Consider the following 17,779-nt stretch of genomic DNA (forward strand, 5'->3'; position numbering starts at 1 on the left):
AAACTGTTTTTTTGTAAGCAGTCGGACAATGGGGATATACCCCCTATGGGGTTTTGACCACGCAAAAAAAAGATTGGGGGCGCGGGTTCCTAGCGGCGAAGTGATTTACTTTGCTACACCCCCATCCCTATGCGCCACTGGCAAAAGTGCCGTGGTTAATTTGCGGTCGATGGTGTTAGTTTTGTGGTCGTGGCAACTCTTACATAGTGCTTGCCAGTTGTCCATATCCCAAAAGCGGTGCTGGTTGCCACGGTGTGGGATGATGTGATCCACTACTGTTGCCGGCACCAAAAGCCCATTGGCTTGGCACATCACGCACAAGGGGTTATCGTCCAAATATGCCAATCGTGCCTTGCGCCATCTACCATCATAACCACGCTTGTGGGCTGATGGTCGGTTGTCTTTGTATCTTGGCTTGGCAGGCATTGCGATTGGTGGGCTTGCCTTGGCTTGGTGGCGTTGGCATCTGCCATGTGCTACTGCCTTGGCATTGCATCCAGCGTGTGCGCATAGGGTACTTGGTGCGATGGCCATATCATTGTCCAACAAAAAGCCCCTGCAACTCATACGCTGCAAGGGCTTGGATAATCTATAAGTAATGTGATGGCTGATGTATATATACTAATCAGCTATCATAGCAAAATGATAGCTTAAAGTGTGCCATGTTGTCAATAGCCATACTCACACTTTCTTTTGCCGAGCTGTTGGCGTACTCGGTAAGCAACATCCAAAGCAATGGCGGTGATGTGGCTGATGATGTCATCAATGGCATCATGTACACCAATGCGATAATACTGGCGACGGCTGACACCCATACACACAGCACGCTCTTTGGCGCAAAAGGCTGGACGGTCTGGGCGTTTGCTTGGATAGCTAAGCTCAGTCAATGCGGTATCAATCACCGCTTGATGATACTTGGCTGGTACTGATTGTAAGTGCTGGGCGAACTTATCCACCAAGCAGGCTGACAGCTTGGCATGGCAAGTGGCGTCCTCGTAGTAGTAGTAACGATAGCAAGCATCAGCGAACGGGCTGACCTTGGCATAGCTTTCGGCGGCTGCGATTAGCTGGGCTTTGGCGGTGCGGTCTCTCATACAATCCCCCTTTTGTTATGATGTGCTATTATCAAACAGTGTGCAGGGTTTAGTCAAATTATCATGACTATGCACAAAACCCTGCACAAGTTTTGTTATTATAAGTCTATGATTATTAATATTATTATAAAGTGTGTGCAGGGTGTGCAGGGTGTGCAGGGTTTTTTTAAAAAATTTATAGGCGATTTTTTTAGTTTGAAAAATTGCTATATATAACAGACAACAAAAAACCCTGTGACTATGCACAGGGTAGGCGTTAAGCTATGTGTAGCAAGGCTTGCAAGGTGTGCAGGGTTTGATTGTAAACCCTGCACAGACTATGCACACTATGCACAGTTATATAAATGGGTTGGAATTTTCGTGCGAACCAAAATTGCGGTTATTGTTACCATTGGTATTACTACCTGATAGCTGAGCCTGTATTATAGCTGATTTGAAACGAGATACAAGCACGCCGTATCCATTTTGGTCGGGCATTTTGTCGTCAATGCCGATAATCAATGCCATGCCTTGCCCGTGCTTATCAAATGTCGTGTTGCCATTGCGTAGCTGATAACTGTATCGGATGCGCTGTTTGTGCTCTCGTAGTGATACAAAGGTTAATAACTTGGTGCTACTGGTGGCACGCTCACCATTCTTTTTGCACCAAAAGGCATAGTAGTCGTACAGGTCAGATGTTAGGCAGGTCATGTATGGCACTTCCAATTCGCCACGCTTCCAATAGGTATAAAAGCGCTCCCAGCTTGCCATGCTGATTTCTTGCAACCTTGTTTTGGCGGTGGTGGCAATGGCTTTGGTGTGGGCGTTTTGTTCCCCAACATTCTTGACCGTCAGATAAGTGTAAAAGGCTCTAAGCATCCAATTGCTTGGGTCATCTAATGCTGATGCTATCTGAGCCTGCAAATCCACTGGTATGGTTGCTGCTGGATACATCACCACATGGCGGCGGTCATTCTCTTCAAGCGATAGCGGTTGCATATCGTTGGACAAAAACACCGTGTTCACATAGTTATCCTGCGTCCAGCCACTCATAAATTTCTTGTTAATATAGACGGTATCACCAGTGATTAATTGCTTAATCATCCCCATGTGCGCATAGCGGTCTTTACCCTCAAAGATTTCTTCGAACACGGCAAATAGCTTACCTTCGACCCAGTCATTGTATTGGCTGACAAGCTGACCCTGCCCCAATGTCAAAGCATAATCGCCATAAATACGGCGCATGATGCGGTCAAAAAATAGCGACTTGCCCGCACCTTGAATATGGCCATGAAAAATCAGTGCCGTGTCCATCTTGGTGCCCGGCTGTTGTAGTGGGATGGCAAGCCAATTGAGCACCCAGTCCACCAATGTGCCGTCCTTTGCATCATCACCGCATAGATGCTGGATAAGCTGGATAAAAGGAGTTGCCACACCGTACAAAAAAGCTTCGATTTGCTGATTGGTGGCATTATCACAACCCATCATTTCTGACAGCTCTTTGTCACTAAATGGCGTTAGCGGTAAGCCCTTGAAGGTATTGATGTAATTCTCACCTTCTTTTGGCTTTCTTTTGCGGGTCGGGTCAAACCAGATATTGGCGTTTTTGACCTTTTGGCGGTGGTCTGACTTGAGCCAAATGTCATACTCAAGCGGTCGGTCAAGTCTGAGTGTGTCGATTGGCCAGCGTTCGCCCGTCTCATGATTAAAGACTTCTTTTGTGCCTTGGATGTACCAAAACTGCTCAAAAATATCGGCAAAAGCAATGGCGGTGGTCTCTGCCAACTCTGTACGCACCTGCTGACGGCTGATAGTTTGCTTATTTGGGTGGTAGTACCAACGGTTCGCCAGCTCTTTATCGCCCAAATCTTGCTCAAACTGAGTCTTGGTCATCTCAATCTTATCGCTAAGATTGTAGATTTTGTTGCTTTTTTTGCCGATTTCGGTGATAAATGCATAAGTTTTTAGCAGTTTATCAAGCTTGGCATCAGCATCCAACCCCATTTCTTGGCGTTGCAAATCTCTGGGCTTATTGTTTAGGGCGTGGGATATTTGCCCTTTGACCACATCCAAGCCAAACGCACAATGCAAGTCATTAAAATCGGTCAGCTCACCAGTAGTAATACGCTCATCGCCGCCAAAATCAGGGCTGATAAACTCAGCCTGCACCATCTCAGCACATCGACGACCTGCATCGAGTCCTGAGTTTTTGCCAGTGTTGAGCGCTGTCTTATGGTCGTCATCAGCACAAAAAATCAAGCGACTATGCGGGCATAATGTGCGGATTTTGTACGCACAATTAATCATATTGCCATCATCAAAAGTCACAAACACTGGGTGCTTATAATCCATCGCCATGTAGATACTAGCTGCAGTGGCAAAGCCTGTCGTCACAAAGACAACGCTGTCATCTTGCTCACCACCTGCCAACACAAAAAACGCCTCTTTTTTTAGTGCGTCTTTGACAAATAATTTGGTGCCGTTGTCGTCAATCGACTGCACATTACATAGCGTGGTCGCCCCTGTCTCTGTGTTGTGATAGTACACGGGGATAAGTAGCTTGCCGTGACGGTCAAGGCGTAGCTCAGCTTTGACTGCGGGGGTGTCGATTTGTTTTTTGGTCAGATAAGCGTGGTGGGGCAGTGCTGATGCGCTGCTGTAGCGCTCTTGAGCGGTGGTTGCTGCTTGTAGACGGGCTTGGCGTTTGGCTTCGACGGCGGCTTGTTCGCGCTTGGCTTGTGCTTCGCGCCATGCTTTTTTGTCGGCTGCACTGATAGCTTTGCCGCCATCAATGCCAAGCACTTCGGCAATCAGAGCAAAGGTGGCGCGCGCGTCGCCACCGGTATAGTCACGCACGAGCGAAAAGCCATTACCCGCGCCGCATTGGTTGCAGATCCATGAGCCTGAGCCGCCCTTGTCATCACAACGGAAACGGTCACGACCGCCACACAGTGGGCACGGCTGATGTTTATTAGGCTGACTGCCAAGATTAATCCCGACCGCCGGAAAGATACGACTGACATAATTGCCCGTCGCTTGGTTTTGGATATACTCAAAATCAAGTGGTTTGCGGTTGTCATTCATAAAGCACCCCTTGATTTGTGGCTGTATTTAGCATAAAATAAAACTCGCTTGTACTTGTGCTAAAGCAAACTTAAGCCCATTGGTCGCACCCAGTGGGCTTTTTGCATTGGTTATTTTTGGCGTGAACGCACATACTGCCAATTAACATCAGGGCGAAGTTGTTCAGCGGTGACTTGTCCACCTGTTGCTTGCTCAATAGCCAAGCATCTATCTTGTGGTGGCTTGTTAATGTCCCACTTGCTCACAGCCCACGGCGTTACGCCAATGGCACGAGCAAGGGCGGATCGATTACCGACAATGGTAATTGCTTGCTCTAGTGGTGATTTGGTCATAGAAATACCTGTAAGGCTACTTTAAGTAGAAAAATTATACTACTAATAATAGTGATGACGCAAGCAAAACTTTACGGTAAAATATGATTATATTCTACTAAAGGTAGTAAATCATGACCGACAAATCTATAAAACATCTTGAATTTGGGCAACGCCTTAGCGGTTTGATGGACGAAAAAGGCTTGAAGATTGGCGATGTTCAGCGTGCGACTGGCATCAACTATGAGATGATTCGCCGATACAGGGAGGGTATCGCCAAACCTAGAGATGACGGCATGCAAAAACTAGCCGACTGCCTAGAAGTAAGCACATCATTTCTGGCATTTGGTGAAGCGTCAGCAGGGGTTGAAAGTAGTAACGCCGAATTATCAAATAAAGCGATTGCCGTATGGCATGATGACGACACTATACCTGATGGCATGATTGCGATTGGCTATTTGCATGATATTTGCGGTAGTCTGGGCAATGGCTATCTCAATGAAGAGCCAACGGACGAACTGCAGCTATGGTTCCGTGAAGAGACTTTGCGGGAGTGTAATGTCAATCCCACATCTGCCAAAGCGTTTGTCGTGCGTGGCGATAGTATGGCACCAGATATCACCGACGGTCAGACAATTGCGGTCGATACATCAGCGACACGCATTTTTGATGGCGAAATTTATGCGTTTCGCAAAAGCGGTGAATTAAAAGTGAAATATCTATTTAAGCATGGCGACGGCTTTAAGGCGGTATCACGCAATGACGACAAAGTACGATACCCTGACGAAATCTACACCGCCAAAGATATCGAGGCTGATAATATTGAGATTATCGGTCAGTTTTGGTGGAAGTCTGAAACCAAACGAGTAAGGAGATAAGTATGGCGCATATTGCAAACAGGGGCTACCCACAAGACATCGTGGGCGAATCATACTACACCCGAACACTCAAACAATGCTACTATGACCAAACTGCTGAACGCATTGATAGTAGAAGTGTCGCCGTGCCCGTACTACTGAAATGCAAAGGTGATACGGTTAGAGTTATCAGCAAGCATGGTCGCATTGGCGATTTGCCAAGCGAAGAAGTTGCAGATTATCGCCGATATTATGGCACTGCTGAGCACACAACAATGTGCAAGGTTTATACACGCTCGGGCGATATATTCGGCGCATATCTTAGCCTAACCATCACCGAGCACACATCCACCAAAGTGCTTGCCAAAAACCTACCCAACCACGAAGCATTTGCCCCAAAGCCACAATCTGACAAGAAAGGATTTTTTGCCCGATTGTTTGGCTTGTAACCCCCTGACGAAATTTAAACCGCCTTAATTGGCGGTTTTTTGTTGCCTAAAATTTTTAAAATCAATTACTTGCAAATATTTTTCTATTATTGGTAGTGATTTGTATTGCATTATACTACTTTAAGTAGTAACATATTTACAACTTATTGTAGGAGACCCATTATGAAACACTTATACCGCCAAGCACCTATCCGAGCCGTCTATACCCAGCAAGAACTAGAGCGTCAAGAAGAGCTACGCACGGCACAACTGCAGTATGCACTTAGCCTGATTGCGCTTGGCATGACTATTGCGCTGGCTGTCTTTTTGTTTGCGGTGATGTGAGGTGGGTATGACTATCAAAGCCGAACTATCACTATCTGAGCTTGAGGCGACAGCGACGATTATTGATGCGCTATTGATGCGTATGAGCACGCTCAACCGCTACAGCGACGACGACAGCATTATCACAGCTGGTCAGCTAAAAAACATGGATGTCGTGATTAACACCTACACGGGCGAATATGGCTTGGTCATAGCTATGTCCAGCTACAACTACCATAACGGCTATCCCAAAGCATATATGGGAATTATCAAGTTAGAAACTGGGCTGCATTGCGCCATAGATCAGACTGAGCTTGTGCCAATCCGTACCATTGACGAGCTGGAGGCACGCAAGGCACGCACCGCGCTCGTTGACATCTTGGCGTACGACTATGGCATACAGGTAGATCGTGCGTATGGCAACGAGGACGCACGCCCAAAAGCTCAGGAGTCACAATGCCAAATCATCCAATAGCTAAGCTATGCCGTGAGCTATCACGCATCCAATTTAGCACCGCCCACGCTCAGCACCGTGCATCACGAGTCGTCAGACAGCTGCATACCTATGATAGCAGTGTCCAAAGCGGTGGCGATATTAACTTTGTGGCGCTGGATGATGCCATCAGTGGCATGGTATGGCTGATGGAGCACATCGGATATATCAATGATCGTCAGGTGCTACCAAGCCAACGACTGCTATTAGCCGACTGCCACGCCACCTGTGTCCAGCTACACCAAACGCAATCGAGTATCTAGGGGTATCTATGCTAATCAGACAAAACACACCGCCAAAGTCACCCACCACCCTAACCAATGAGCAAGTCGAAGCGTGGATGCGTGCCAATCCTGACCGAGTGCAACGACTCGATAGCGCCGACTATGATCGCAATACCAGCCACAAAATCAAGGTCAAAGACGAAGAGCGCAAACAGGTCAAGCGACTAGACAGCCGAGCCATCAAAGAGGCACTGACCAAGGAGCAACGCAAAGCCCGCAGAGTGCCTATCACCTATGGCAAGCCCAAAAAGCCTGCTGAACCCGCCAAGCCAAAAAAGGCAGAGCGCAAAGTGCCGAAGAGACCAAACCGCCTATCAGCACTGGCGAAACGACGGCTTGAGTGGTTGCACTATCTGCAGTTTACGGGGTGGCCAATGACAAGCCGAGAAGTCAGAGAGATGTTTGGTATCACCGACCCCAAATTTACCGCCAATCGCATCAATCAAGATGGCGATTTTATCACCATCACCAAAGAGCTGCACAACAACCGCAAAACCTTGATTTTTAGAGCTGTTAAAAAGGATAAGCCATGACACCAAAACGCAAAAAACAAACGGTCAAACGCCGTCAGCCTAAGCCCACCCCAAAGCGCAAAGAGTCCAAGCTCGACTATGAGATGCGCATCAAGCGCGAAAAAGGCTTGCAGTTTATGGGCTATCTGAAGATGCCGCTGGATTATATTAATTTTCGGGATTTGGCGGATCGATCGGAATACTACGGCGACTGGAACCCTGATATGCCTGAGCTTGAGCCTGATGCCGAGAGAGTCTATTTTGTGGTGCTACACCTAAGACCCGTCGTATGGGGCGGTGGCGTCACTAAAAACGGCTTTAGCGGTGGCAATATCAGCAAAACAATGACCTGTAGGCCGAGCGAAATGCACCGAGAAGTAAAAAAGCTGATACAGATTGTGTGCATGGAGAATGATGTCGAAGTGAATGAATTAACCAGTTATGCAGTGATACGGAGTTAATTATGTTTGTCCCAAAATCGCAAGTCGTAGAAAACATCATCAGTCAGCGATTTGTGCGGTGCGTCGTGCAAGTGCACCTAATACGCAAATTGTGGTTTGATGACTTCTGGGCGCAACGAAACGCCAAGTCAGCCAAAAGCGGGCTGTATGAGAGCCTAATACTCGTGCTTAACGGCAAATATCGAGTGATCGGGCTGAAGAAGTGAATGAGTTAAATTAAATATTGGAGTAATAAAATGAGTAAATTTAAAGCAGGTGATTTTGTCTATTATCCAGCACGAGGCACGCAAGTTTTTCAGCTGGAGGATTGCAGTGTTTTTGAAAATTATCCGATTTGCATCTATTTTGGCCTTGCCGATAAGGGTTGTAAATTTGAAACTTTTACGCCCGAAGGGTATGCGCACCTAAACCACGAAATGCCGCAAATTTGGCATGCTACACGGGGCAATCACGCCAAGCTTGAGGATTTTTATGGTGAGCGTTTTGAGCGTCCGCCGGCGCCAACGACAAGCCCCGCCATTGTAAGAGAAATGCTTGATCGGGGCGATTATGTGGTGCCGTGTTGGGTGTCTGATGAAGATGACGAACCAGATATGAGGTCAGAATCTACATTGATTATAGGTCTATTTGATGATGGCGGGTTTATGGATTGGGCGGGCAATAACTGGACATATGTTACCCCATTTGACCTACGCACGGGCGAAGCGATTACGGAGTTGCCGGAATGAGCGATTGGATTAGTATTGATGAATACATCCCACCAGAAGACGAGAGAGTCATCACATGGGATGGATATGGAGTATCTATCGGAATGGTTGAGTCATGGTTTGCTGAAGGTGGCGAATTATGCGTTGGTTTTGAAGATGACGATATTACGCACTGGATGCCACTGCCATCACCACCAAAACCAACACGCAGAATGGCGGTGCTGACTGTACCGCACTACAACAGCTAGGAGTAACCCATGACACACCCAGTACATAGCCCACGACACTATACCAGCCATCCAAGCGGTATCGAGTGTATCGACATTACCCGCCATATGAATTTTAACCTTGGCAATGCCATCAAATATCTATGGCGCAACGGTCTGAAAGACGGTCAGCCAGCCATCCAAGACCTACAAAAAGCTATCTGGTATATCCAAGATGAGATTGACAGAATGGAGCGTGCCACCGTCCAACAGCGTATCAATGAGATTGGTTATGACATTGATAACTATCTTGCCGACGAAAGCAAGGCTGATAAAATGCTATTTTTGGATACTGAGACGACGGGACTGGATGACAAGGCGCAAGTCATACAATTAGCCATCATCGACGAAGACGGGGACACGATTGTCAACACCCTGCTGGACACTGATTCGCTAATTACCCCAGAAGCCTACCGAGTGCACCGCATCACCAAAGCACGCATCAAGGGCTATCCACATTTTAGGCATATCGCCAGCATGGTTAATAATCTGCTTAATGGTCGTTATGTCGGGATGTATAATGCCGAGTTTGATATGCGTATGCTGCGCCAATCAAGCGGCATGGGCTTTAAAGGTGCAATACCTGTTTGCGTGATGCAAAAAGCCAAAGAGCATTTTGGCGAAGAAAAATGGCTAAGCCTAGCAGATGCGTGCAAACGCCTAGATATTGAGCTGGATAACGCCCATGATGCCTTTGCCGACGCACGGGCAACGGCTGAAGTGTATGATAGAATTGCGGGGTGATTATGGAACTAAAACGATTAAAAATCAATGATGTCTGCGAAATGACCAAGCTTAGCCGCACTACCATTTACGATCGAATGCGTGTTGGTGAGTTTCCACAAAGCCACAAAGACGGCCACCTCTCTCTTTGGTGGCATCATGAAGTCCAAGCCTATCTTGCCGGCAAACTGGCACAACAACAAAGCGCCTAAACCAAAGCCCCTTAATCAAGGGGCTTATTTTTTAGGTCGTCGATAAAGTCAGCCCAAACTTGGAGCATCTCACGCCGCTCATCAATCCATTGCACTCGATTATACGCCCTGCCATTGCTATCACGCACTTGGTGGCCGAGCTGCATCTCAATCATGCGATAATCATATTTGAACTTTTCTTCAAGCAAGGTGCGTGCCACTGCCCGAAAGCCGTGTGCTGTCTGCTCGTCTTTGTCAAAGCCAAGCCGTCTTAGTGCTCGATTGACCAAGCCTTCCGAAATCGGTCGCAGGGTCGTATTTGGCGATACAAAGACATAATCGCCACGGTGATGGTCGCGCAACTGCCTGATAATTTCCATCGCTTGTGCAGATAGTGGCGTGCTCAGCTGTATTTGTGTGCTGTTGGCGGTTTTGGATGGGGTATAGTGCCAAGTGCCCGTATCAAAATCAATATCGCCAAATTTCAGATTGCGGATTTCACCTTGGCGGGCAAAGGTGTACAGGCTAAACATCAAGCATTTTTTGGTGACAAATGAGCCGTGATAGCCGTCCATAGCCTGTACCATCTCAGCAAGCCTTGACTCGTCAAGGATGGCGGGATTGTGCTTTTTCTTGGGCGATTTAAAAACGCCGGTCAGATTGACCGCTGGATTTGCCTCAGCTCGACCAGTTGCAATCGCATAAGCCATCGTCTGATTGATTAGACTGCGGATTTTTTTGAGTTTTTCGAGATGGCCAGCACGCTCAATCGGTCTTAGTACTGTCATACAGTCCATGACGGTAATTTGATCGACTGGCTTATTGCCGATAACCGCCAACAGCTCGGCGGTATAAGTCTGTAGCTTATTGACAGTCGCAGCGGCGTAATCACGGGTCGCCAGCCACTCGTTGAACACTGAGCGAAAATCATTGGCCAAGGCAATGCGTTTGGCTTCGGCTTGGTGTTTGGCGTGTTGTTTTGGGTCAATATTTTGGGCGAGGAGTGTGTGACAATCCTGGCAGGCTTTGCGTGCATCTACCAAGGCAACGGCTGGATAATTGCCGATCTTGTACATGTCAGCTTTTTGAGTGTGCGGGTGCTTATACTGCAGGTACCATGTCTTTGTACCTGATGGCAGGATGTTGAGTACAAGGCCGTTGCCGTCGTACAGACGATACAGCTTGTCTTTTGGCTGGGCTTTGGCGACTTCGGTCGCAGTAAGTGGTTTGGTGGTGCGTGCCATAATAACAGTACGAAAAAATAAAAAAATAGCAGTAAATCAAATTTACTGCTAATTGTACTGTTATTTTTGGCGGTTTGCAATGTACATTCTCGTACATTCTCGTACAGTGTTTTGGCGCTCAAGGCTTATATTTATTGACCTTTCTGTACATTCTCGTACTTGCTCGTACTCGCATTTGGTGCGATCGGAGGGACTTGAACCCTCACGCCGTGAAGCACCACCCCCTCAAGATGGCGTGTCTACCAATTCCACCACGATCGCAAATTTGGCTGTATTCTAGCGAAAAAGTCGCCTAATAGCAAGCACTTTTGGCAAAATGCTTGCCAAATTAATTACTTGTGCCCGTCTGAGCTGGTGTCGTGCTTGCTGGTGCGCTCGTAGTTGGGACATCTAGGCGTAGCTGATCTTGGGCTTGTTTTTGGGCAAGATGCGCCAATGCCAGACTGGTGATAAAAAAGATGGTCGCCAAGATCGCTGTGGTGCGTGTCAAAAAGTTCGCCGAACCTGCTGCACCAAAGACCGTGCCCGCAGCACCTGCGCCAAATGACGCACCTGCATCTGCGCCCTTACCATGCTGGATCAAAATAAAGCCAATCATCACGATTGCGATAATAATATGAACAGCCAATAGGATATTAAACAACATAACTTTCTCTTAGGCACAACTGTGCGTTTTTTTAAATAAAAATTTGGTCATCATCAAGCTAAGCTGATAGATATGCTCATGCTTTGGCAAAGGCCGCCACAATCTGCGCAAAACTATCTGCTTTTAGGCTAGCGCCGCCCACCAAAGCGCCACCGACTTCATCAGCAGCGGCAAAGGCATCAGCATTGTCGGCATTGACGCTACCGCCGTACAGCACGCAGATATTTGGCAGCTGCTTATCAGCAAGATTGGCTTGGATATGGCGATGCACCGCAATGACTTCATCCACAGTCGGTGTCAAGCCTGTACCAATCGCCCAAACCGGCTCATAGGCAATCACCAGTAGCTCAGCAGGTACATTTAGCCCGTCAAGCACGGCAAGCTGTGCATCTAGCACCGCAAGTGTCTGCCCTGCTTGGTATTCATCTTTGGTCTCGCCGATGCATAGCACGATGGCAAGCTTGGCATCAATGGCTTGGCGGATTTTGTCGGCGATGACGGCATTATCTTCGCCATGATACGCACGGCGTTCTGAATGACCGATAATCACAAAGCGTGCGCCCACATCCACCAATTGCGCTGCCGACACATCACCGGTATATGCGCCTGTCGTCTGCGTCTTGGCGCTGATGTCTTGTGCACCCACCCACAGCGATGTGCCATCTAGCACGCCTGCGACACTAGCCAGATGCACAAAACTTGGTGCACAGCCCAGCTTAACATCACGCACATCACCCAAGCCATCTTTGAGCGCCTGTGCCAATGCGTTGGCATCGCTTAGGCTTGCAGGGTTGAGTTTCCAGTTACCGATGACATATTTTGTGCTCATATGAAAACCTGTGTCAAACTGTGTGTCGAATGTGGATTGTGGGAAATTTTACAATAAGCTTGGCAAACTCGCCTTTTTCTCATTGTGAACACGATATTATAACCCAATTTTGGGGCAAGCCAAAAATATTTTGTGGCATTTACATAAAAAATTTTGCATTTTTTGTAAAAATCGCTACTATTTGTGCCAAGATTTTTTCATAATTATTTGGCAGATTTGTATGCTTAGCCCTTTTCATCAGCGACTCATTGACCATCTAGCCACGCTTGGTATCGATAAAGCTGTACTTGCCGAGACCATCGATGATGCTGTGATGACACATACACCTTGGACGGCAAGGCTGATTGGCGCACGACTTTTGGATGCCAAGACTTTGGCGATGGCGATTGGTCAGCTACTGTCGATGGCGGTGTATGATGTGGATAAATTGCCCCATGCACCCTTGACCGACATCATTGATGATAAGCTGATGGCTCGCTACCGAGTGCTACCGCTTGCCAAAGACGGCACGATGCTACAGCTTGGCATGAGCGACCCGACCGACACAGACGCCATCAATGCCATTCGCTTTCACACCCATCTACACATCACCGCAGTGCTGGTCGAAGAAGATAAGCTGTCACGGTGGCTGGATAAGCTTGCCATCGGCGCTGATGCGTCATTTGGTGAGCTTGGTATCGATGAGCACAGCACAGATGGCATCGATAGCACTGATGATGGCGTACTTGATGAGCCGATGGTGCGATTTGTCAATAAACTACTCATCGATGCGGTGCGACTTGGAGCATCGGACATTCATTTTGAGCCCTATGAACACAGCTATCGCATCCGCTATCGTATCGATGGCGTGATGAGCCTTGCCAATACCCCACCAAAAAGCCACGCCAATAAAATCGCCACACGGCTCAAGGTGATGGCAAAGCTCGACATCGCCGAGCGACGCAAGCCCCAAGACGGGCGTATCAAATTTCGCTTGTCTGACCATCAATCGGTGGATTTTCGTGTCAGCACGCTACCGACCTTATTTGGCGAAAAAATCGTCCTGCGGATGCTCGATAGCGCACAGACGCTCATCGGACTTGATGCACTTGGGATGACTGATAAACAAAAACAGCATTTTGTAGATGCACTTGCCAAGCCCCAAGGTATGATACTCATCACAGGCCCGACAGGCAGTGGCAAAACTATCTCGCTCTATACGGCGCTTGGGCTGCTCAATCGTGGCGATAATAATATTCTCACCGCCGAAGACCCTGTGGAGATTAACCTTGATGGCATTAATCAGGTGAATATCAACCCTAAGGCGGGCTTTGATTTTGCTGATGTGCTTGCTGCGTTTTTGCGCCAAGACCCTGATGTCATCATGATTGGCGAAATCCGTGATAGCGCCACCGCCGAAATCGCCGTCAAATCGGCTCAAACAGGGCATCTAGTGCTATCCACCCTGCACACTAATTCATCATCAGCGACTATCACACGCCTGCACAGCATGGGCGTGCCAAGCTTTCATCTAGCTAGCGGTATCTCGCTCATCATCGCCCAAAGGCTCGCTCGCCGACTGTGTGATGACTGCAAGCGACCGATTACCATGCCGACATCCGCACTCATCGAAGCAGGCTTTGGCGATAGCGACATCGCCAACACCACCGTACTGTATGAGCCTGTCGGCTGTCATCGCTGTCGTGATGGCTATCGGGGGCGTGTGGGGATTTTTGAGATGATGCCGATTAGCCCAACCATCCGCAAGCTTATCCTAGAACAAGCAGACAGTAGCGCCATCGATGATGCCAATGCCCAAGCAGGCAACCCAAGCCTACGCCAAGCAGGGATTGCCAAAGTCATCGCAGGGCTGACTGACCTTAGCGAAATGCACCGAGTAACCAGCCAATGAAGCCAATTTCGCCTGCCAAATCACCAAACAGCACGGCACAGCGTTTTTGTTATCATGCAACTGATGCTCGTGGCAAAGCTGTCAAAGGCGAGATTGATGCCCAAAGCATCGCCCTTGCCAAAGTGCTACTATATAAGCAAGGCTTGACCAATATCCGCATCAAGCCTGCACCTAAGGCGATGTTTCATTTGCAAAAACCCATCGCCGCCACCGACATCGTGCTGACACTGCGTACCTTATCCACGCTCATCGGCGCAGGTATCGTGCTCACCCAAGCGCTCGCCATTGCAAGCACCACCACAACCAATGTACGGCTCAAAGCCCATCTAGATAAGCTCAAAGCCGACATCGAAACCGGTCATAGCTTTGCCCAAGCACTCACCAAACAGCCGCCCATCTTTGGCGCGCTCACCCAAGCACTCATCCATGCCGGTGAGCAATCAGGCTCGCTTGATGTCATGCTTGAGCGTGTGGCAAGCCATAGCGAAAAACAACTGTGGCTAAAAAGCCGTATCAACAAAGCCCTGCATTATCCTTTGACCGTGCTTGTCGTGGCTGTGGCGGTGATGGCGATTTTGCTGATTAAAGTCGTGCCAAGCTTTGCGAGTAGCTTTGCCAGCATGGGGGCAGAACTGCCCTTGCCGACGCAGATAGTACTTGGCTTATCTGAATTTTTGGTGGCGTATTTTTGGCTTATGCTTGGCGGTATCCTTGCCATCATCGCCATCATGGTGTGGCGGTACAAGACTTCGCCAAGCACCCAAAAACAGCTTGCGACACTCAGCCTTAGGCTGCCTATCTTTGGCTCGCTCATCCGTCTATCTGCCAGTGCTCGCTTTGCCCGTACGCTAGCGACGACCTTTGGCGCAGGTGTAGCTCTCAATGATGCGCTTGCCCTATCCGCCAAAGCCACCAACCATCCACTATTTATCCAAGCGACCGATGATGTCATCGCCAAAGTCCGTGCAGGTGGTAGCTTATACACCGCCATCAGCCATGTGGGGCTATTTTCGCCGATGAGTCTACAGATGATAGGCGTGGGCGAAGAGTCGGGCAGGCTCGTTGAGATGCTTGATAAAGTCGCTGACTATCACGAACAGCAGGTCGATGCCAAAGTCGATGCACTGACAGGGATGATTGAGCCTGTGATGATTGTGGTGCTTGGGCTGATGATTGGCGGACTTGTGCTTGCCATGTACCTGCCGATGTTCAATCTGGGAGCGACACTGTGATGGATGTGATGATTTATGTTTTGGTCGGTGTCATCGGGCTGTGCGTGGGTAGTTTTTTGACCGTCGTGATACACCGTATGCCACTGATGATGATGCGTGAATGGCAACTTGAAACGGATGACTTTATCCAAGCAAGCGAACTTGACACCGCCACCAAAGTGCAGGTGCATCATGCCTTGACACCAAGTCAGCCACCGCTAAATCTTGCTTTGCCCCGCTCGCACTGTCCGCACTGCCGCACCACGATTGCTTGGTATGATAATCTGCCCGTGCTCAGCTATCTGCTGTGTCGTGGTCGCTGTCGGCATTGCCATCATCGCATCGCTTGGCAATACCCTGCCATCGAGCTTGTGACGGCTATCTTATCCATCTTGACCATTACTGTGCTTGGTATGGATATTCATGGGGTGCTTGGGCTGATTTTTGTATATTTTTTGATTGCGTTATCAATGATTGATTATCAAACACAGCTACTGCCCGACCGCTTGGTGCTACCGCTTGGCATGATTGGGCTATTTGCCAATACTTGGCAGGTGTTTTGTACGCCGACGGATGCGATTTATGGGGCGATTGCAGGCTTTGTTAGTCTATGGGCGGTCAATGCCATCTATCGTATCCTGCGTGGGCATGACGGCATGGGGCTCGGTGATGCCAAGCTACTTGCTGCTATCGGTGCGTGGCTTGGCGTGTGGACATTGCCATTGGTGCTACTGATGGGTGCAGGGCTTGGCGTGATTGCAGGGCTGTGCCAACAGCGTGCAGATGGCAAAAATGTCGCCTTTGCCTTTGGCCCGTATCTTGCGGTGGGTGGGGTGATTGGGTTATTATTTGGTCAAGCGATTTTGGCATGGTATTTGGGCTTATTATAAAGCACTTACAAAAAAAGGATAAAGCATGACAACAGACACAGAGCGTACCATCATTGGGCTGACAGGCGGTATCGGCAGTGGCAAGACCGCCGTCAGTGATTATTTTGCTGCGCTTGGCATTGATGTGATTGATGCTGATGTCATCGCCCACCGGCTTACCGCCAAAGGCAGTCCTGTGCTCGATGTACTAAAAGCAAAATTTGGCGATTGGGTCGTCGATACTGATGGCAACTATGACCGTGCTGCCATGCGTGCTTATATTTTTGATAAACCCAATGAGCTTGCCACATTAAACGCCATCATTCATCCGCTGATTTTTGATGAAATCACGCACGCCATCAGTCGCAGCCAAAGCCCCTATACCATCCTATCTGTACCGCTACTGCTCGAAGGTCGCCACAAGACACCAAATCTGCTGTCGCTATGCACGCACCTGCTCATCGTCGATGTGCCTGTTGCCGTACAGCTCGAGCGCGCAAGCCGTCGTGATGCCAATGCCCAAGCACAAATCCAAGCCATCATCGATAAGCAAATCAGCCGTGATGAACGCCTAAGCCTCGCCAACGCTCTCGGTGCGGATGTGGTGGATAATACAGGCACGCTCGATGAATTGCACGCTAAGCTCGCCCCACTTCATGAGCATTATCTAGCGATGGCAAAGTCTGCCTAGACTGCTAAAACGATGAATTTGGCTCGGTCAAAAACGCCAATTCTGCTGCCGTAGAGACTCGCCCCAAGATGGCATTGCGGTGCGGATAGCGACCAAATCTATCAATGATTGCCTTGTGTTGATGTTCAATCTCCACAATCTCAGCACCCGTATATCGCTCAAACAATACTGCCGCCTGCTCATGCACCGCCCTTGACTCTGAATGCATATACGGCATCAGGGCAAAGTGCTGTTTGGCGGCATCTAGCGTCTCAAAGGCTGATGACACCACAAGATTTTGGGCAATCGTCAGTGCCATTTCATCTTGGGCAAAGGCAGATGGCGTATCTCGATAGACATTGCGGGAGAACTGGTCAAGTACGATAATCAGCGCCACCGCACCGTCTGCTGTGTCTTGCCAATGCTCAAGCTCGCCACGACTCGCCTGCACGAGCACTTCGCCAAACTTCGCCCGTATCAAGCCGTCAAACTCATCAGATTTGGCAAACCAAAACGGCTTCGTCTCATCATCAAACCAAAAATCCAAAACCGCCTGTGCGGTGCTGTCTGTTTGTCGTGTCATTGTCATTGATTCCAAAGTTGTTTTAATGGTTGCCATTGTAGCATGGTTGTCTGCATTGTCAGTAGAAAAAAACTTTTGTCGAATTTAAAACAGCATTTATAAACAAGCTAAAAAGCCATACC

24 protein-coding genes and 1 tRNA gene are annotated in these 17,779 nt (G+C 48.6%); 16 read left to right on the top strand and 9 right to left on the bottom strand.

Features of this window, described 5'->3' with window-relative positions:
* Positions 1 to 105: 105 nt before the first annotated feature.
* The 4 genes from B0680_RS05540 to B0680_RS05555 form a co-directional block, all read right to left on the bottom strand.
* Positions 106 to 534 carry an HNH endonuclease gene (locus tag B0680_RS05540; RefSeq protein ID WP_078254099.1) on the bottom strand — a complete coding sequence of 143 codons (429 nt, stop codon included), beginning with the start codon at positions 532 to 534 and terminating at the stop codon, positions 106 to 108.
* 134 nt (positions 535 to 668) lie between these two features.
* Positions 669 to 1,094 carry a hypothetical protein gene (locus B0680_RS05545; protein ID WP_078254100.1) on the bottom strand — a complete coding sequence of 142 codons (426 nt, stop codon included), beginning with the start codon at positions 1,092 to 1,094 and terminating at the stop codon, positions 669 to 671.
* A 336-nt stretch (positions 1,095 to 1,430) separates the two neighbouring features.
* Positions 1,431 to 4,157, bottom strand: coding sequence for a DUF5906 domain-containing protein (locus tag B0680_RS05550; protein ID WP_078254101.1), 2,727 nt, complete (start codon positions 4,155 to 4,157; stop codon positions 1,431 to 1,433).
* Positions 4,158 to 4,267: 110 nt separating this feature from the next.
* The gene (locus B0680_RS05555) at positions 4,268 to 4,489 is read right to left on the bottom strand and encodes a transcriptional regulator (protein WP_078254102.1); all 222 of its coding nucleotides are present in this window, start codon (positions 4,487 to 4,489) and stop codon (positions 4,268 to 4,270) included.
* A 113-nt stretch (positions 4,490 to 4,602) separates the two neighbouring features.
* Here B0680_RS05555 and B0680_RS05560 point away from each other — a divergent pair, with 113 nt between their 5' ends.
* The 12 genes from B0680_RS05560 (at position 4,603) to B0680_RS05610 (ending at position 9,735) form a co-directional block, all read left to right on the top strand.
* Complete coding sequence (locus tag B0680_RS05560) at positions 4,603 to 5,346, top strand: LexA family transcriptional regulator (RefSeq protein WP_078254103.1); 744 nt, start codon at positions 4,603 to 4,605, stop codon at positions 5,344 to 5,346.
* A 2-nt stretch (positions 5,347 to 5,348) separates the two neighbouring features.
* Positions 5,349 to 5,774 (top strand): hypothetical protein, encoded by a 426-nt coding sequence (locus B0680_RS05565; protein WP_078254104.1) that lies wholly within the window; start codon positions 5,349 to 5,351, stop codon positions 5,772 to 5,774.
* 162 nt (positions 5,775 to 5,936) lie between these two features.
* The gene (locus B0680_RS10810) at positions 5,937 to 6,098 is read left to right on the top strand and encodes a hypothetical protein (RefSeq protein ID WP_158078303.1); all 162 of its coding nucleotides are present in this window, start codon (positions 5,937 to 5,939) and stop codon (positions 6,096 to 6,098) included.
* Between the two features lie 7 nt (positions 6,099 to 6,105).
* Positions 6,106 to 6,552, top strand: coding sequence for a hypothetical protein (locus B0680_RS05570; protein WP_078254105.1), 447 nt, complete (start codon positions 6,106 to 6,108; stop codon positions 6,550 to 6,552).
* Positions 6,534 to 6,833, top strand: coding sequence for a hypothetical protein (locus tag B0680_RS05575; protein ID WP_078254106.1), 300 nt, complete (start codon positions 6,534 to 6,536; stop codon positions 6,831 to 6,833). The genes B0680_RS05570 and B0680_RS05575 overlap by 19 nt, the downstream gene beginning before the upstream one ends.
* An 8-nt stretch (positions 6,834 to 6,841) precedes the next feature.
* Complete coding sequence (locus B0680_RS05580) at positions 6,842 to 7,387, top strand: hypothetical protein (RefSeq protein WP_078254107.1); 546 nt, start codon at positions 6,842 to 6,844, stop codon at positions 7,385 to 7,387.
* The gene (locus B0680_RS05585) at positions 7,384 to 7,827 is read left to right on the top strand and encodes a hypothetical protein (RefSeq protein WP_078254108.1); all 444 of its coding nucleotides are present in this window, start codon (positions 7,384 to 7,386) and stop codon (positions 7,825 to 7,827) included. The genes B0680_RS05580 and B0680_RS05585 overlap by 4 nt, the downstream gene beginning before the upstream one ends.
* Before the next feature lie 2 nt (positions 7,828 to 7,829).
* Complete coding sequence (locus B0680_RS05590; protein ID WP_078254109.1) at positions 7,830 to 8,033, top strand: hypothetical protein; 204 nt, start codon at positions 7,830 to 7,832, stop codon at positions 8,031 to 8,033.
* 30 nt (positions 8,034 to 8,063) lie between these two features.
* Positions 8,064 to 8,555, top strand: a complete 492-nt coding sequence (locus B0680_RS05595; RefSeq protein ID WP_078254110.1) for a hypothetical protein — start codon at positions 8,064 to 8,066, stop codon at positions 8,553 to 8,555.
* Entirely contained in the window at positions 8,552 to 8,782 is a 231-nt protein-coding gene (locus tag B0680_RS05600) for a DUF551 domain-containing protein (RefSeq protein ID WP_078254111.1), read from the top strand. Before B0680_RS05595 ends, B0680_RS05600 begins: the two co-directional genes overlap by 4 nt.
* 9 nt (positions 8,783 to 8,791) lie before the next feature.
* Entirely contained in the window at positions 8,792 to 9,544 is a 753-nt protein-coding gene (locus B0680_RS10815) for an exonuclease domain-containing protein (protein WP_158078304.1), read from the top strand.
* A 2-nt stretch (positions 9,545 to 9,546) separates the two neighbouring features.
* Complete coding sequence (locus B0680_RS05610) at positions 9,547 to 9,735, top strand: helix-turn-helix transcriptional regulator (RefSeq protein ID WP_078254112.1); 189 nt, start codon at positions 9,547 to 9,549, stop codon at positions 9,733 to 9,735.
* An 11-nt stretch (positions 9,736 to 9,746) separates the two neighbouring features.
* On the opposite strand, the gene B0680_RS05615 is transcribed toward B0680_RS05610, so the two are convergent.
* The 4 genes from B0680_RS05615 to tpiA all read right to left on the bottom strand — a co-directional run bounded on the left by B0680_RS05615 (position 9,747) and on the right by tpiA (position 12,433).
* Complete coding sequence (locus tag B0680_RS05615) at positions 9,747 to 10,958, bottom strand: tyrosine-type recombinase/integrase (RefSeq protein ID WP_078254113.1); 1,212 nt, start codon at positions 10,956 to 10,958, stop codon at positions 9,747 to 9,749.
* A gap of 176 nt (positions 10,959 to 11,134) precedes the next feature.
* Positions 11,135 to 11,219 (bottom strand) — tRNA-Leu (locus tag B0680_RS05620).
* Between the two features lie 67 nt (positions 11,220 to 11,286).
* Complete coding sequence (gene secG / locus B0680_RS05625; protein WP_143821367.1) at positions 11,287 to 11,601, bottom strand: preprotein translocase subunit SecG; 315 nt, start codon at positions 11,599 to 11,601, stop codon at positions 11,287 to 11,289.
* Between the two features lie 79 nt (positions 11,602 to 11,680).
* A complete protein-coding gene (gene tpiA, locus B0680_RS05630; protein WP_078254115.1) occupies positions 11,681 to 12,433 on the bottom strand; it encodes a triose-phosphate isomerase in 753 nt (250 codons plus the stop codon).
* Positions 12,434 to 12,653: 220 nt separating this feature from the next.
* On the opposite strand from tpiA, the gene pilB reads away from it, so the two are divergent.
* From pilB to coaE, 4 genes are read left to right on the top strand one after another with little or no spacing between them, the layout of a single operon-like run.
* The gene (gene pilB / locus B0680_RS05635) at positions 12,654 to 14,324 is read left to right on the top strand and encodes a type IV-A pilus assembly ATPase PilB (RefSeq protein WP_078254116.1); all 1,671 of its coding nucleotides are present in this window, start codon (positions 12,654 to 12,656) and stop codon (positions 14,322 to 14,324) included.
* On the top strand, positions 14,321 to 15,556 hold the full coding sequence (locus B0680_RS05640) for a type II secretion system F family protein (RefSeq protein WP_078254117.1): 1,236 nt from the start codon (positions 14,321 to 14,323) through the stop codon (positions 15,554 to 15,556). The genes pilB and B0680_RS05640 overlap by 4 nt, the downstream gene beginning before the upstream one ends.
* Before the next feature lie 8 nt (positions 15,557 to 15,564).
* A complete protein-coding gene (locus B0680_RS05645) occupies positions 15,565 to 16,425 on the top strand; it encodes a prepilin peptidase (RefSeq protein WP_158078305.1) in 861 nt (286 codons plus the stop codon).
* A gap of 25 nt (positions 16,426 to 16,450) precedes the next feature.
* On the top strand, positions 16,451 to 17,095 hold the full coding sequence (gene coaE / locus B0680_RS05650) for a dephospho-CoA kinase (protein WP_078254119.1): 645 nt from the start codon (positions 16,451 to 16,453) through the stop codon (positions 17,093 to 17,095).
* Positions 17,096 to 17,099: 4 nt separating this feature from the next.
* On the opposite strand, the gene B0680_RS05655 is transcribed toward coaE, so the two are convergent.
* Complete coding sequence (locus tag B0680_RS05655; protein ID WP_143821362.1) at positions 17,100 to 17,657, bottom strand: DUF924 family protein; 558 nt, start codon at positions 17,655 to 17,657, stop codon at positions 17,100 to 17,102.
* Positions 17,658 to 17,779 lie beyond the last annotated feature (122 nt).

The organism is Moraxella pluranimalium (assembly GCF_002014825.1).
GTDB classification, from domain to species: domain Bacteria; phylum Pseudomonadota; class Gammaproteobacteria; order Pseudomonadales; family Moraxellaceae; genus Moraxella; species Moraxella pluranimalium.